We start from the raw sequence: 14,678 nt of genomic DNA, 5'->3' as shown, positions 1-14,678 counted from the left end.
GCGGCATTTCAGGAATAGCGCCCATCGCAAAGAAAATGCGGCCCGACCTGGGGAGACAATCACCCACAACGAGGCGAGACCGCTGTCGACTATTCCGGTCCCGTCACCGTTGCGTCGAGCACCGACCCTTGTAGCTGCGGAACATCGGTCGCCACCGCGCAGTACACCGCCGTCGCACCCGCCGACCAGTCATCCGGGTACGGGAAGCTCACGTCCGTCCAGACGACCCGCTCGTCGAGCAGACCCGACAGGGGCAGGACCGACACGATCTCCAGGGCGTGCGGCTCGCCGCAGTCCACCGGGTCGGCCGTGCCGAGGTCCCAGGAGTTCGGGTACTCGCGCAAGCAGTCGCCGGCGACCAGATCCGAGCGCAGCGTGCAGTCGGGCAGCTCGTCCCCGAACGCCATGGCGCTCCGCACCACGCTCGCGATCCGGGGCCGACGTCCGGCGAAGCCACCGGGCCGACTACCATCGGCGGGCGGGAGCAGGCGAACCACTCCGGAGTCGTCCGGCGGGTTCCACGGACCACACCCTGATCTCCCGGGCCTCTAGCTCAATTGGCAGAGCAGCGGACTTTTAATCCGCGGGTTGTGGGTTCGATCCCCACGGGGCCCACCGTCAGTCGCGCAGACCCACCGTGTGCCGGAAGCCGGTCGCGGCGTCCCACCAGGTCGCGGCCGTCCCGATGCGGACGGGGGTCAGCACCTCCGAGGTGGTCCCGTTGCCCACCTCGCCGGCAGAGTTCCTCCCCCACCCGACGAGCGCGCCGCCCGTGGTCACGACCACGCTGTCCTGGTCACCGGCGTCCATCGTCCGCGCCTGCCACCAGCCGTTGCGCGGCAGGTAGGTCGGGGTGAGCCGGTTGGTCGTCGTGCCGTCCCCCAGCTGCCCGCCGTCGTTCTGGCCCCACGCCCAGACGCTCGACCCGCTCATGCCGAGCGTGAACGAGCCGCCGGCCTGCGCGGCCACCCATCGGCGGTCCGTCGCAACCTGCAGGGGGCGCGACCGGTCGTTCGTCGTACCGTCACCGAGCATCCCGTAGGTGTTGTCGCCCCACGCCCACAGGGTGGCGTCGCTCCGGATCGCCACGCTGTGCAGACCGCCTGTCGACACGGACACCCACCGCGCCTCGGTCCCGACGCGCACGGGAGCGAGTCGGCGGGTGAACGAACCGTCGCCCAGGACGCCCGAGGTGTTGCTCCCCCACGACCACAGGGTGCCGTCGCTCTTGATCCCGTGGCTGGACGAGCCGGCGGTGCTGACGGCGACCCAGTGGGTGTCGGTGCCGATCCTCACCGGGCTGAGCCTGCTGGTCGTGGTGCCGTCGCCCAGCTGGCCGGTCCAGTTGCGGCCCCAGCCCCACAGCGTCCCGTCGCGCTTGAGCGCGAGCGTGTGCGACGGACCGGCCGAGACCCAGGCCCACTGGTTGGTGGTCCCGATGCGTACGGGGGAGCTCCGCGGGGTCCGCGTGCCGTCGCCGAGCTCGCCGTCGTGGTTGCCGCCCCACGCCCAGAGCGTGCCGTCGGACCGGATGGCGACCGTGTGGTCGCCTCCGACGGACACGCGCGCCCACGCGCGCTCCGTGCCGACGCGTGCCGGGCTGAGGCTCGCCGTCGTGGTGCCGATGCCCAGCTGTCCCCAGGCGTTGTCGCCCCAGGCGTACAGGGCGTGCCCGGTCGGGAGCGCGACGGCCACGGTGGCCGCGCCGGTCAGGGCCGGGTTCGCGACGTCGCGCGCGGTGATCGTCCGCGTGCCGGGGGTCGCCAGCACCGCGCCCTGAAGGCCGGTGAGCACGAGGCGACCGGCGTCGGCGGCGACGAACCGGTGCTGCGCCGGCGTGAACCAGCCGCCGGCGCCGCCGTCGTTGCTGCTCAGGGCGATCGTGCCGAGGTACGACGGGACCGCGTTGGCCCAGGGATCAACTGCGGTCACGGTGAGAGGGAACCGCACGCCGGTCGTGGCCGCGGCAGGCGCCAGCACCTCCAGCGTCGTCACCGGACCCGGCAGGACCCGGACGCTCTCCCACCCTTGGGGCAGACCGGGGTCGGTCGCGGTGACTGCCCAGCCCCCGGCGGTGTACAGCGTCAGGGGGAAGTCATGGCTCCCGCGGTCGGCGGCCGTGTACGTCCACGGTGCGGGCAGGAGCGCACGCGGGTCGCGGGTCGTGAGGGTCACGGTGCCGCGGTACGAGGTCACCGTGTTGGCCCAGGCGTCCTTCGCGACGACCCGGACCGTGACCGTCCCCCCAGCCTGCACGGACGGCAGGTCCTCGATCTGGAGCTGAGTCACGGGCCCGGTCAGCACCCGGACGGTCGCGGTGCCCGCCAGGCCGACCGCGACGGTGTCGGCCGCCGAGACGGTCCGCGAGCCGGCGGTGTGCAGGGTGAGGCCTACGAACGTGTGCACGCCGGCGTCGGCCGTGCCGAACAGGTAGGGGGGCGGCACGACAGGGCCACGGGGGTCGTCGGTGCCGAGCTGGACCGTGCCGAGATAGCCGGCGGCGATCTCACCCGTGGCGGTCCGCGCGGTCACCGTGACGTCGACCGGTGTCCCTGCCACCGTCGTCGCCGGTGCGCTGACCTCGAGGACCACCGCGTCGGCGGGGTCCCCCGGCACGACGGCAGACGCCGCCGGTGCAGCGACCAGTGCCAGGACGCCGAGGAGCCCGGCGGCAAGCACCCGCGGCGCACCGCGTGCCGCTCGCACGGACAGGTGGCCTCGTCCTCGTCGCATCGTGCGCCTCCGCGCCGCGCCCGCGGCGGGGACCCGCCCCGTCGCTGGGACTTCCCTCTCCACGCTCGTCCGGCGGCGGGGCCGGTCCCAGGGTCGAAGGTCCCGGCGCCACCAGTTCACCGCTGGGCGAACACCGGAATGGCGACCCCGGACCGGTCGTTCTGATGGGCAGCACGCGCGGAGCTCGCCTGACGAGCCCCGCCCCACCAGCGAGACGAGGTACCCCGGACATGACCGCCACCACTGTCGACCAGCCCGTGACCGCCGCCGAGCTCACCCGCCAGGACCGCTGCGACCGCTGCGGCGCCCAGGCGTTCGTCAAGGCGACGCTCCCCGCGGCCGACGGGCTCGAGCTGCTCTTCTGCGGCCACCACTTCCGCGCCCACGAGCTCAAGCTGGTCGCAGCCGGCGCGACGATCCAGGACGAGCGCCACCGCATCGACGAGCAGGCGCCCGAGCGCGTCTGACGACGAGGACGCGGGCGCTCAGCCCCGCGTGTAGTACCCCGCGGCGATGTCCTCGAGCAGGCCCGGGTGCGTCGGCTCCCAGCCCAGCAGCCCGCGAGTCAGGTCGCTGGACGCGGGCGTGTCGAGCGCGAAGAACCGGCCGATCCAGCCGAAGTGCTCGGAGGCGTCGGCGGGGTCGACGGACGCGGCCGGGACGTCGAGCCCGCGGCCGATGGCCTCGGCGATCTCGCGCGTCTGCACGCCCTCCTCGCCGACCGCGTGGACGACCGACCCGGCCGGAGCGCCCTCGAGCGCGAGCCGGACCAGGCGCGCGGCGTCGAGCCGGTGCACGGCGGGCCACCGGGCGGAGCCGTCGCCCACGTAGCCGGAGACGCCGGTCGCCCGGGCGATCCCGGCGAGAACGGCGACGAAACCGTGGTCGCCCTCGCCGTGGACGGTCGGCGCGAACCGCAGGCCGACCGACCTGACGCCGCGGTCCGCGTGGTCGCGCGCGAGGTTCTCCGCGCCGCCCCGCATGCTCTCCGGCCCGCGCTGGGTGCTCGCGTCGCGCTCCGTGGCGACGCGGCCAGGGGTGAGGCCGGCGACGCCCGACGCCAGCAGGAACGGGCGGTCGGACCCCTCGAGCACGTCGAGGAACGTCTCCACGGCCGCGCGCTCGGTCCGCCACGCGCCGCCCATGTCGGAGAAGTCGTGGTTGAAGCCCAGGTGGATGACCGCGTCGGCGTCGACCGCGCCCTTGCGGAGGCTGTCCAGGTCGTCGAGGCTCCCGCGGTGCACGGACGCCCCAGCGGCGGCGATGGCGTCGGCGGACTGCGACGAGCGGGCGAGGCCGAGGACGTCGTGCCCCGCGGTGAGCAGCTCGGCGGTGACGGCGGACCCGATCCAGCCGGAGGCCCCGGTGATGAAGACGCGCATGGTGGAACTCCTCGAAGCGATGTCAGTAACTGTCATGAGCACCGTACGCGCGATGTCAGCGTCTGTCATCACTACACTGCTCGGCATGGGTCGATGGGAGCCGGACGCGCGTGGCCGCCTCGCGCGCGTCGCGCTGGAGCTGTACGCCGAGCGCGGGTTCGAGCAGACCACCGTCGAGGACATCGCCGAGCGCGCGGGCGTCACGGAGCGCACGTTCTTCCGCCACTTCGCCGACAAGCGCGAGGTCCTCTTCGACGGCTCGGGCCTGCTCCAGCAGCGCCTCGTCGACGCCATCGCGGACGCGCCGGCGGGGCTCGCCCCCATCGACGTCGTCGGCCACGCCTTCGCCGACGCCGCGGCCCTGCTCGAGGAGCGTCGGGACCACGCGCGCACGCGGGCCGGGGTGATCGCGGCGAACCCCGCGCTCCAGGAGCGCGAGCTGCTGAAGCTGGCCGGCCTGGCCGCCGCCGCGACCACCGCCCTGCGCGAGCGGGGCGTCCCCGACCCCGCGGCGCCGCTGGCCGCGCAGGCGGGCGTGACCGCGTTCTCGATCGGCTTCGAGCTCTGGGTCGCCGACGCGTCGTCGGCCGACCTCGCCACGCGCATCCGCGAGACGCTCGACCAGCTCCGCGCAGTGAGTGTGGGCGACCCGGCCTAGCGTGGCGGGCATGAGCGTGGAGGTGCTGCCCGCGGTCGGCCGCTACGACGACTTCTTCGAGGTCGTCGGCGTCAAGAAGCCCGGCGGCGGCGGGTGCTGGTGCATGGCGTACCGCGACAGCCGCGTGCCCAACGCGGAGCGCGCGCAGTACATGCGCGACGAGTGCGCGCAGGAACCCGGGCCGGGCGTGCTCGCCTACGTCGACGGCGAGGTGGCGGGGTGGTGCTCGGTCGCGCCGCGCAGCAGCTACCGGCGGCTCATGCACTCGCGCACGATCCCGTTCGTCGACGACCGCGACGCGTGGAGCATCGTCTGCTTCGTCGTCCGGCCGCGGTTCCGCCGGCAGGGCCTCATGCACGAGCTCCTCGAGGGCGCGATCGCCCACGCGAAGGCAAGCGGCGCGGAGGTGGTCGAGGGCTACCCGATCGAGGTCGGGACCGGCGACCGGGTGGACATCATCTCGGGCTACGTCGGTACCAGCCGGCTCTTCGAGTCGGCGGGGTTCGCGCGGGCCGCCCCGACCACCGGTCACAGCGGCGGCCGCCCGCGCGTGATCATGCGCCGCGACCTGTGATCACTCCACGCGGGACTGCTCCAGCACAGGAGCCGTGCCCCGCACGCGCGGGCCGTAGCGCAGCATGTCCGAGGCGAGCCCGATGGTCAGCACCCCGAGCGCCAGCACGACGAGGGCCTGCTGGAGCAGCGTCCAGCCGAGCGGCCTCATCGACAGGTGCGCCAGCAGCGCCATGAGCAGGCCGCGGCCGATGATCGCGACGGCCGCGACCAGCACCGTGTCCTGCCGCGGTCCCGTGCTCGACGCCAGCCGCACCAGCAACCAGACCACCACCGCGAGCCCGCCGGCGTAGACGGCGACGAGCGCGAGGCTGCGGTCCGGCACGGCGAGCAGCAGCACCGCGCCGCCGAGCACGCACAGCACGGCGCTGGTCCGGCACGTGGCCCGCCGGCCGTACCGGACGAGGAACGTCCGCTTGCCCAGCAGCGTGTCGCCGCGCACGTCGCGGAAGTCCTTGAGCAGCAGGCGGCCGATGATCGCGACGTACAGCCCGCCCAGCAGCGCGAGGTCGGCGGGCCGCACCTGCGCGTCGGCCGCGACCAGCCCCACGAGGTACGGCACCGCGACGACGCAGAGCGGCAGCACCAGGGAGGCGACCACCCCGCGCTTCGAGAGGCTGAGCGGCGGCACCGAGTACGCGGCCGCGACGAGCAGCCCGGCGACCAGGACGACGAGGACCGGCCAGCCCAGCGCCACGGCGCACGCCACCGCCAGCACCCCGCCGGTGACGGCGACGAGCACCAGCTCGCGAGGCGTGCTCCCGGTGGTGAGCGGCCGGGACCGGTCTCCCGCCAGGTTGATCCGGTCGACCGCCACGTCGGCGAGGTCGTTGAGGACCACCGACGCGAGCAGGTAGCCGATCACGACGACGAGGACGCCGGCCGTCCGCCACAGGTCGTCGGCCGCGCCGTGCTGCGCCAGACCGATGGCGGCATAGCTGCCGGCAAGCAGCACCAGCGCCGGGCGCGCCATGAGGACGACGAGGCGCACGTGCGCGCGCAGGTCGCCCGTCACTTGTTGCTCGCCCACTGGTTCATGCCCACGACGAACAGCACCCCGACGGCGACGACGACCAGCCCGCTGACTCCCAGGACGACCGCGAGCGCGATCCCCACGCCCTGCCAGCCGGTGAGCGAGCGGCGCGGTCGCTGGGGCGGCCAGGGCGGCGGGGCGGGCGGACGGTCGTCATCGGTGGGCACGGGCGGACCTTCCGGTTCGGGTGCCGGGAGACTATCTCGACGATGCTTGCGCTGTGCCAGGATCACCCGAGCATCCGGCAGACGAGTGAAGGAGCACCGATGGCAGGCGGTCTCGCCGCGCTTCTCGACGACATCGCCGCGCTGGCGAAGCTTGCGGCGGCCTCGGTCGACGACGTCGGCGCGGCCGCGGGCCGGGCGAGCGCCAAGGCCGCGGGCGTCGTCATCGACGACACGGCCGTCACCCCGCGCTACGTCCACGGCTTCAGCCCGGACCGCGAGCTGCCGATCGTGCGGCGGATCGCCGTGGGCTCCCTGCGCAACAAGCTGCTGTTCATCCTCCCGGCGGCCCTGCTGCTCAGCCAGTTCCTCCCGTGGCTCCTCACCCCGATCCTCATGGTCGGCGGCACCTACCTCGCCTACGAGGGCGCGGAGAAGATCTGGGAGCTGGTCAGCGGGCACGCGACGGAGCACACGACCACGCCGGTCGCCGTGCAGGGCGAGGCCACGGAGAAGTCGATGGTGAGCGGCGCGATCCGCACCGACTTCATCCTGTCGGCCGAGATCATGGTGATCGCGCTCAACGAGGTGGCCGACGAGCCGCTGCTGTCCCGCGCGATCATCCTCGCCATCGTCGCGCTGGCCATCACCGCCCTCGTCTACGGCGTCGTCGGGCTCATCGTGAAGATGGACGACATCGGCCTCCACCTGGCCGGGCGCAGCAACGGCGCGGCCGCCGCGACCGGGCGCGTGCTGGTCCGCGCCATGCCGAAGGTCCTGTCCGTGCTGTCGACCGTCGGGATCGTCGCCATGCTCTGGGTCGGCGGCCACATCCTGCTCTCGGGCGTCGACGAGCTGGGCTGGCACGCCCCGTTCGAGCTCCTGCACCACCTCGAGGAGGCCGTGCACGGCGTGCCGGGCATCGGGGGGTTCCTCGCGTGGCTCGTCGACACACTCGGCTCGGCGCTCGTCGGCCTCGTGGTCGGCGCCGTCGTCGTCGGTGTCATGCACCTCGTCCCCCGACGCCGGGCACCCGAAGCCGCCCACTGACCGCTGACGCCGAGAGGGCGCACCGGGACGGAGTGCGCGCGGTAGCGACATCGCCCGTGGCCGACCCGACACAATGACTCGCATGGAGCTCGGGTTCACGGCCGGCGTCGCGGCGATCGTCCTGTTCGGCGTCCTCGGCCAGATGCTCGGCAAGGCCACCCGCATCCCGTCGATCATCCCGCTGCTGCTGCTCGGCCTGCTGGTCGGCCCGATGCTGGGCTGGGTGAACCCGGACGCGATCCTGGGCGACGCGCTGTTCCCGCTGGTGTCGATGGCGGTCGGCCTGCTGCTGTTCGAGGAAGCGCTCAAGCTCGACTTCTCACGGCTCCAGGGGGGCGCACGACGGCCGGTGCTCGGCCTGGTGACCTCGGGCGCCCTCCTCACCGGCGTCGGTGCGACCATCCTGGCCCGCGCGGTGTTCGACCTGCCGCTCGACCACGCCCTGGTCATCGGCGCGATCCTCATCGTCTCCGGCCCGACCGTCGTCGGGCCCATGCTCGCGGTGATCCGGCCCAAGCAGCCGCTCGAGTCGGTGCTGGCGTTCGAGGGCATCTTCATCGACCCGATCGGCGCGACCGTCGCGCTCGGCATGGTCAGCATCGCGCTCCACGACGGCGCTCCCCACCTGGGGTGGACGGGGCTGACCGGGATCGTCACCGGCCTGGTGGCCGCGGGGGTGTTCCTCGCGCTGGTGGCCGTCGCCAAGGTCCCGCCGGCGACCCATGTCGCGCTCGGCGTCGCCGTCGCGCTCACCGCGTTCGCCGCCGCGGAGGCGTTCTACGAGGAGTCCGGCCTCTGGGCCACGACCGCCCTCGGGGTCGCGCTCGCCAACCAGCGGTGGGTGCGGCTCGAGGCGCTGCACGAGTTCGGCAGCCACGTCGGCATGCTCCTGATCGGGTCCCTGTTCATCGTGCTGTCGGCGCGCGTCGACCTCGACGCCCTCCTGCACTACGCGCCGCTCACCCTCGTCCTCGTCGCGCTCCTCGTCCTCGTCCTGCGACCGCTGGCCGCCGCGGCCGCCACGAGCCGGACCGTGCTGAGCCGAAGAGAACGGGCGATGGTCGGCTGGATGGCTCCGCGCGGCATCGTGGCCGCGTCGACCGCGAGCGTGTTCGCGCTGCAGTTCGAGGACGCCGGCGAGCCGTTCCCCGAGCTCGTGCCGGTGGTCTTCGGCGTCGTGCTGGCCACCGCGATCGTCTACGGCGCGACAGGTCCGCTGGTCGCGGGCCTGCTGGACGTACGGTCCGACGAGCCCGAGAACGTCGACGACGACGGGATCCCGCGGGAAATCTCCGGACGATCGTGATCATCCCGAGACGTGGATGTTACTTACCGGTAAGACCCTCGTGATGCTCGCAACATCTGTGTGCTACCCATAGCCCACTGAGAATCCAGCGGCGGACGCTCCCTGCGCGTCCGCGGCCCTGACAGAAGAGGTAGCGCATGTCCTCCCTCGCATCACCCCGACGCCGCTTCATCGTGGCGACCGCGGGACTCGCGGCGACAGCCCTCGTGCTGACCGCCTGCTCGGGCAGCAACGACGACGGCGGTGACGGTGGCAGCACCTCCGCCTCCGGTGGCGCGCTGACGATCGGCACCACGGACAAGGTCACCACGCTCGACCCGGCGGGCTCGTACGACAACGGCTCGTTCGCCGTCCAGAACCAGGTGTTCCCGTTCCTCATGAACACGCCGTACGGCAGCCCGGACGTCGAGCCGGACATCGCCGTCTCGGCCGAGTTCACGGCGCCGACGGAGTACACGGTCAAGCTCAAGCCGGACCTGAAGTGGGCCAACGGCCACGACCTGACGGCGTCGGACGTGAAGTTCACGTTCGACCGTCAGCAGAAGATCGCGGACGAGAACGGCCCGTCCTCGCTGCTCTACAACCTGGAGAGCACGGACGCCGTCGACGACACCACGGTGGTCTTCCACCTGAAGTCGGAGAACGACCAGATCTTCCCGCAGATCCTGTCCAGCCCCGCTGGCCCGATCGTCGACGAGGAGGTCTTCTCGGCCGACGCCGTGACGCCGGACGACACGATCGTCGACGGCAACGCCTTCGCCGGGCAGTACACGATCACCGGCTACGACTTCAACTCGCTGATCTCGTACAAGGCGAACCCGGACTACAAGGGCGTCCTGCCGCCGGCGAAGACCGACGAGGTCAACGTCAAGTACTACGCCGAGTCGTCGAACCTCAAGCTGGACGTCCAGGAGGGCAACATCGACGTCGCGTTCCGCAGCCTCTCGGCGACGGACATCGCGGACCTCAAGACGGACGACAAGGTCAAGGTCGTCGACGGCCCCGGTGGCGAGATCCGCTACATCACGTTCAACTTCGACACGCAGCCGTACGGCGCGAAGGCGGACGGCGCCGACCCGGCGAAGGCCCTCGCGGTCCGCCAGGCCGTGGCCGACCTGGTCGACCGCGCGCCGCTGTCGGAGCAGGTCTACAAGGGCACCTACACGCCCCTGTACTCCTACGTCCCGGACGGCCTGACCGGCGCCACCGAGTCGCTGAAGAGCATGTACGGCGACGGCAACGGCGGTCCCGACGCCGCGAAGGCCAAGGCGGCACTCGAGGACGCCGGCGTCACCACGCCGGTCGCGCTGAGCCTCCAGTACTCGAACGACCACTACGGCCCCTCGTCGGCCGACGAGTACGCCCTGGTCAAGCAGCAGCTGGAGAAGGACGGCCTGTTCAAGGTCGACCTGCAGACGACGGAGTGGGTCCAGTACTCCAAGGACCGCACCGCCGACGTGTACCCGGCCTACCAGCTCGGCTGGTTCCCGGACTACTCGGACGCGGACAACTACCTCACGCCGTTCTTCCTCACGGAGAACTTCCTGTCGAACCACTACGACAACCCTGAGGTCAACGACATGATCCTGAAGCAGGCGACCACGGCTGACCCCGCCGCCCGCACCCAGCTCATCGAGGACATCCAGGACGCGGTGGCCAAGGACCTGTCCACGGTCCCGCTCCTCCAGGGCGCCCAGGTGGCCGTCGTCGGCAAGGACGTGACGGGCACCGAGGACACCCTCGACGCCTCGTTCAAGTTCCGCTACGGCGCACTCGCCAACGGCTGACACCAGCAGCACTGGCCGACGGTCCCGCTCCCGAGCACGATCGGGGGCGGGGCCGTCCGGCCGTCCGCACCGCAACAGGCAGGAACCATGACCTCCACCACCACCGGAGCGCCCACGGGCGTCGCGCCCGGCGAACCCACCGCGCCGGCGACCCCGGCTGCGAAGAACAGGCGATCGGGGGGGCACCTGGGCAGCTATCTGCTGATCCGGTTCCTGCTGATCTTCCCGACGATCTTCATCCTGGTGACGACCGTCTTCGTCCTGATGCGCTCGACCGGCGACCCGATCACCGCCTCGCTGGGCGGGCGGCTGACGCACGAGCAGCTGCAGGAACGGATCCACGCCGCCGGGTACGACCGGCCGATCCTGGTGCAGTACTGGGACTACATCACCAACGTCCTGCGCGGCGACTTCGGCACGACGATCTCGACCAACCGCCCGGTGACGGAGGTGGTGCTGACGTACGGCGCCGCCACGCTCGAGCTGGCGTTCTACGCCATGATCGTGGCCCTCCTGGTCGGCATCCCGCTGGGCCGGATCGCGGCCGCGCGCCGCGACCGCAGCGTGGACGCGACCCTGCGGGTGTCCGGGATCGTCGCCTACGCGACGCCCGTCTTCTTCGCCGGCATCCTGCTCAAGCTCGTCTTCTCCGTGTGGCTCGGCTGGCTCCCCGTCGCCGGGCGCGCCTCGACCGACGCCCAGATCGAGATCCAGCGCAACGGCGCGGGGACCGGCCTGTACATCGTCGACGCGATCAGCACCGGTGACCCGGCCGTGGTGTGGGACGTCCTGCAGCACGCGATCCTGCCCGCCCTGGCGCTGGGCCTGCTGACCGGCGGGATCTTCCTGCGGCTCGTCCGCACCAACGTCATCGGCACGCTCTCCACCGGCTACGTCGAGGCGGCCCGCTCCCGCGGCGTCAACGAGCGCCGGCTGCTGCGCCAGCACGCCTGGCGCCCCGCGCTCGTGCCGATCATCACCGTGATCGGCCTGCAGGTCGCGCTGCTGCTCAGCGGCGCGGTGCTCACCGAGACCACGTTCGAGTGGAAGGGCCTCGGCTTCCAGCTGGTCCAGTTCCTGCTGGCGCGCGACTTCGTCGCCGTCCAGGGCCTGGTGGTGCTGCTCGCCGTCGTCGTGGCGCTGACGAACTTCGTCGTCGACGTCATCGCCGCACTCGTCGACCCGAGGATCAAGTACTGATGACCGTCATCGACCCGGATGCCATCCACGCCGCCCCGGCGGCGCCGGAGCACACCTCCCTCTGGAAGCGCCTGCCCGTGGTGCGCCACGTCCGCACGAGCGTCGGCCTGCAGCGCACGATGCTCGTCGTCGGCCTCGTGCTCGTGGCGATCTTCGTCATCACCGCGGCGTTCGCGCCCGTCCTCGCGCCCTACGGCTACGCGCAGCTGGAGTCGAACGGCGTGAACTTCGGTTCGCAGCAGCCGCCGTCCGCCGAGCACCTGCTGGGCACCACCGTCGGCGGGTACGACGTCCTGTCCCGGACCATCTGGGGCGCCCGCCCCGCGTTCCTCGTCATCATCGTCGCGGTGCTGCTCTCGATCTTCGCCGGGGTCATCCTCGGCCTGCTGTCGGGGTACTTCGGCGGCTGGGTGGACCGGGTGCTCGTGGTGATCGCCGACGCGCTCTTCGCGTTCCCGTCCCTGCTGCTCGCCATCGTCGTGGCCATCGTCATCAGCGGCGGTCAGTCGTCGATGTGGGGCGGCGTGATGGCGGCCGCGATCTCCCTGAGCGTGGTGATGATCCCGCAGTACTTCCGCGTCGTGCGCGCCGAGGTGGTGCGCGTCAAGGCCGAGGCGTTCGTCGAGTCCGCCCGGGTGATCGGCTCCGGGCACCTGCGGATCATGGGCCGCCACGTCCTGCGCAACTCGACGCGGACGCTGCCGCTGATCCTCACGCTCAACAGCTCCGAGGCGGTGCTCACGCTGGCCGGACTCGGCTTCCTCGGGTTCGGCATCGAGCCGACGGCGGCCGCGGACTGGGGCTACGACCTGTCCAAGTCGCTGTCCGACGTGACCAGCGGCATCTGGTGGACCGCCGTGCCCCCGGGCGTGGCGATCGTGCTCACGGTGCTGGGGGTGACCCTCGTCGGCGAGTCCCTCAACGACCTCGCCGACCCGCGCCTGCGCACGCGCCGGGCCGCGAAGGCCGCCGTGGTCAGCCCTGTCGTCGCCGTCCCCGGCGGGGTCGCCGACGACGAGTTCGGCACCATCGACGAGCTCGAGGCGCCGTCGAACCTGTACGGCGAGACGGAGGACCGCTCATGACCACCCAGAACGTCGTCGACATCCAGGATCTGCGGGTCTCGTTCGCGACGGACTCCGGCACGGTCCGCGCCGTCGAGGGCGTCACGCTCTCGGTCGCCGCCGGGGAGGTTCTCGCGATCGTCGGCGAGTCGGGCTCCGGCAAGACCGTCACCGCGCGCTCGATCCTGGGCCTGCTGCCGGAGACCGCGCTGACCAGCGGGGCCGTCCTGCTCACCCGCAAGGACGGCTCGGCCACGCACGACGTCGCGACGATGAGCCCGAACGACCTGCGCGACGTGCGCGGGCGCGACGCGGCCATGGTGTTCCAGGAGCCGTCGACCGCCCTCAACCCGGTGTTCCCGGTGGGCTGGCAGATCGCGGAGGGCCTACGCGCCCACCGCAAGCTGTCGGACAAGGACGCCCGCGCCCAGGCGATCGAGGTCCTGCGCCTGGTCGGCATCCCGGACCCGGAGCACCGCGTCGACCACTACCCGCACCAGTTCTCGGGCGGTCAGAAGCAGCGCATCGTCATCGCGCAGGCCCTGGTGCTCGACCCCGGCCTGATCATCGCCGACGAGCCGACGACCGCGCTCGACGTCACCGTGCAGGCCGAGATCCTCGACCTGCTGCGCCGGCTCCCCCAGGAGTACGGCTCGGCGATCGTGCTGATCACGCACAACATGGGCGTCGTCGCGGACCTCGCCGACCGCGTCGCGGTCATGTACAACGGCGAGATCGTCGAGCAGGCGGACGCGCGCACCCTGTTCGCGTCGCCGCAGCACCCGTACACGCGCAAGCTCCTCGACGCCGTCCCGCGCGTCGGCGGCCGGCGGCTGCGCGACCGCGTGCGCGTGGCCGACGAGCTCGAGGCCATGGTCGTCGATGAGTCGGCGACGCCGGTGGTCGAGGCCCGCGACCTGCGGATCGTCTACCCGGGCCGGCTCCGGCAGCCCGCGTTCACGGCCGTCGACGGTGTCGACCTGGTGATCCGGCCCGGCGAGGTGCTCGGGCTGGTGGGCGAGTCGGGCAGCGGCAAGACCACCATCGGCCGCGCGATCGCCGGCCTGACACCCGTCAGCGGCGGCTCGCTGAAGGTCCACGGCGTCGAGATGCTCGGCGTCAAGGAGAAGACGTTCCGCCCGGTCCGCAAGCGCATCGGGTTCGTGTTCCAGGACCCGGCGACGAGCTTCAACCCGCTGCTGACGATCGCGCAGTGCGTCGCCGAGCCGATGGTGGTCCACGGGCTCGCGCGCAACCCGCAGGAGGCGCGGCCGAAGGTCGACGAGCTGATGGAGGCCGTGCAGCTGCCCAAGGCGTTCGGCGACCGGTTCCCGCACGAGCTGTCGGGCGGCCAGCGCCAGCGCGCCAGCCTCGCCCGGGCGCTCATCCTGGGCCCCGAGCTGCTCATCGCCGACGAGCCCACCAGCGCGCTCGACGTGTCCGTGCAGGCCCGCGTGCTCGACCTGTTCGCCCGGCTGCAGGCCGAGCTCGGGTTCGCGTGCCTGTTCATCAGCCACGACCTGGCCGTCGTCGACCTGCTCGCCCACCGCATCGCGGTGCTGCACCGGGGCGTGCTGGTCGAGGAGGGCACCGGCGACCAGGTGCTCGGCGCACCCAAGCACCCGTACACGCAGCGCCTGCTGGCGTCCCTGCCGGTGCCGGACCCGATCGAGCAGGCCGCCCGCCGCGAGCAGTGGCGCACCCTGCGCGCGTCGGAGTGACACACAC

At 72.3% G+C, this 14,678-nt stretch carries 14 protein-coding genes and 1 tRNA gene; 10 read left to right on the top strand and 5 right to left on the bottom strand.

What is annotated here, in order from left to right; genetic code table 11:
* Positions 1–89 precede the first annotated feature (89 nt).
* Positions 90–407, bottom strand: coding sequence for a hypothetical protein (locus AC1DT4_RS08020; RefSeq protein ID WP_477089251.1), 318 nt, complete (start codon positions 405–407; stop codon positions 90–92).
* 135 nt (positions 408–542) lie between these two features.
* Between AC1DT4_RS08020 and AC1DT4_RS08015 the strand changes: the two genes are divergently transcribed.
* Positions 543–615, top strand: a tRNA-Lys gene (locus tag AC1DT4_RS08015).
* A 3-nt stretch (positions 616–618) separates the two neighbouring features.
* Here AC1DT4_RS08015 and AC1DT4_RS08010 read toward each other — a convergent pair.
* Positions 619–2,706, bottom strand: coding sequence for an RCC1 domain-containing protein (locus AC1DT4_RS08010; RefSeq protein ID WP_477089250.1), 2,088 nt, complete (start codon positions 2,704–2,706; stop codon positions 619–621).
* Between the two features lie 257 nt (positions 2,707–2,963).
* Here AC1DT4_RS08010 and AC1DT4_RS08005 point away from each other — a divergent pair, with 257 nt between their 5' ends.
* Positions 2,964–3,200: a DUF7455 domain-containing protein gene (locus AC1DT4_RS08005; protein WP_477089249.1), complete on the top strand. Its 237-nt coding sequence runs from the start codon at positions 2,964–2,966 to the stop codon at positions 3,198–3,200.
* 18 nt (positions 3,201–3,218) lie between these two features.
* Here the strand turns inward: AC1DT4_RS08005 and AC1DT4_RS08000 are convergent, their stop codons facing one another.
* Entirely contained in the window at positions 3,219–4,115 is an 897-nt protein-coding gene (locus tag AC1DT4_RS08000) for an SDR family oxidoreductase (RefSeq protein ID WP_477089248.1), read from the bottom strand.
* A gap of 85 nt (positions 4,116–4,200) precedes the next feature.
* On the opposite strand from AC1DT4_RS08000, the gene AC1DT4_RS07995 reads away from it, so the two are divergent.
* Together AC1DT4_RS07995 and AC1DT4_RS07990 are read left to right on the top strand one after the other, a co-directional pair.
* Positions 4,201–4,773, top strand: a complete 573-nt coding sequence (locus tag AC1DT4_RS07995) for a TetR family transcriptional regulator (protein ID WP_477089247.1) — start codon at positions 4,201–4,203, stop codon at positions 4,771–4,773.
* 10 nt (positions 4,774–4,783) lie between these two features.
* Entirely contained in the window at positions 4,784–5,347 is a 564-nt protein-coding gene (locus AC1DT4_RS07990) for a GNAT family N-acetyltransferase (RefSeq protein WP_477089246.1), read from the top strand.
* On the opposite strand, the gene AC1DT4_RS07985 is transcribed toward AC1DT4_RS07990, so the two are convergent.
* Together AC1DT4_RS07985 and AC1DT4_RS07980 are read right to left on the bottom strand one after the other, a co-directional pair.
* A complete protein-coding gene (locus AC1DT4_RS07985) occupies positions 5,348–6,361 on the bottom strand; it encodes a UbiA prenyltransferase family protein (RefSeq protein ID WP_477089245.1) in 1,014 nt (337 codons plus the stop codon).
* Entirely contained in the window at positions 6,358–6,546 is a 189-nt protein-coding gene (locus AC1DT4_RS07980) for a hypothetical protein (RefSeq protein ID WP_477089244.1), read from the bottom strand. The genes AC1DT4_RS07985 and AC1DT4_RS07980 overlap by 4 nt, the downstream gene beginning before the upstream one ends.
* 99 nt (positions 6,547–6,645) lie before the next feature.
* Here AC1DT4_RS07980 and AC1DT4_RS07975 point away from each other — a divergent pair, with 99 nt between their 5' ends.
* From AC1DT4_RS07975 to AC1DT4_RS07950, 6 genes are all read left to right on the top strand, one after another.
* A complete protein-coding gene (locus tag AC1DT4_RS07975; protein ID WP_477089243.1) occupies positions 6,646–7,593 on the top strand; it encodes a DUF808 domain-containing protein in 948 nt (315 codons plus the stop codon).
* A gap of 82 nt (positions 7,594–7,675) precedes the next feature.
* The gene (locus AC1DT4_RS07970; protein WP_477089242.1) at positions 7,676–8,899 is read left to right on the top strand and encodes a cation:proton antiporter; all 1,224 of its coding nucleotides are present in this window, start codon (positions 7,676–7,678) and stop codon (positions 8,897–8,899) included.
* Positions 8,900–9,036: 137 nt separating this feature from the next.
* Positions 9,037–10,686, top strand: a complete 1,650-nt coding sequence (locus AC1DT4_RS07965; protein WP_477089241.1) for an ABC transporter substrate-binding protein — start codon at positions 9,037–9,039, stop codon at positions 10,684–10,686.
* Between the two features lie 87 nt (positions 10,687–10,773).
* Positions 10,774–11,886 (top strand): ABC transporter permease, encoded by a 1,113-nt coding sequence (locus tag AC1DT4_RS07960; protein ID WP_477089240.1) that lies wholly within the window; start codon positions 10,774–10,776, stop codon positions 11,884–11,886.
* Positions 11,886–12,971, top strand: a complete 1,086-nt coding sequence (locus AC1DT4_RS07955) for an ABC transporter permease (RefSeq protein WP_477089239.1) — start codon at positions 11,886–11,888, stop codon at positions 12,969–12,971. The genes AC1DT4_RS07960 and AC1DT4_RS07955 overlap by 1 nt, the downstream gene beginning before the upstream one ends.
* Entirely contained in the window at positions 12,968–14,671 is a 1,704-nt protein-coding gene (locus AC1DT4_RS07950; RefSeq protein ID WP_477089238.1) for an ABC transporter ATP-binding protein, read from the top strand. Before AC1DT4_RS07955 ends, AC1DT4_RS07950 begins: the two co-directional genes overlap by 4 nt.
* The last annotated feature ends 7 nt before the right edge of the window (positions 14,672–14,678 follow it).

The sequence above is a fragment of the Cellulomonas sp. P4_D11 genome (genome assembly GCF_056401915.1).
Note: the sequence above shows the minus strand (reverse complement) of the source record. Positions and strands in the feature narration are given on the sequence as shown.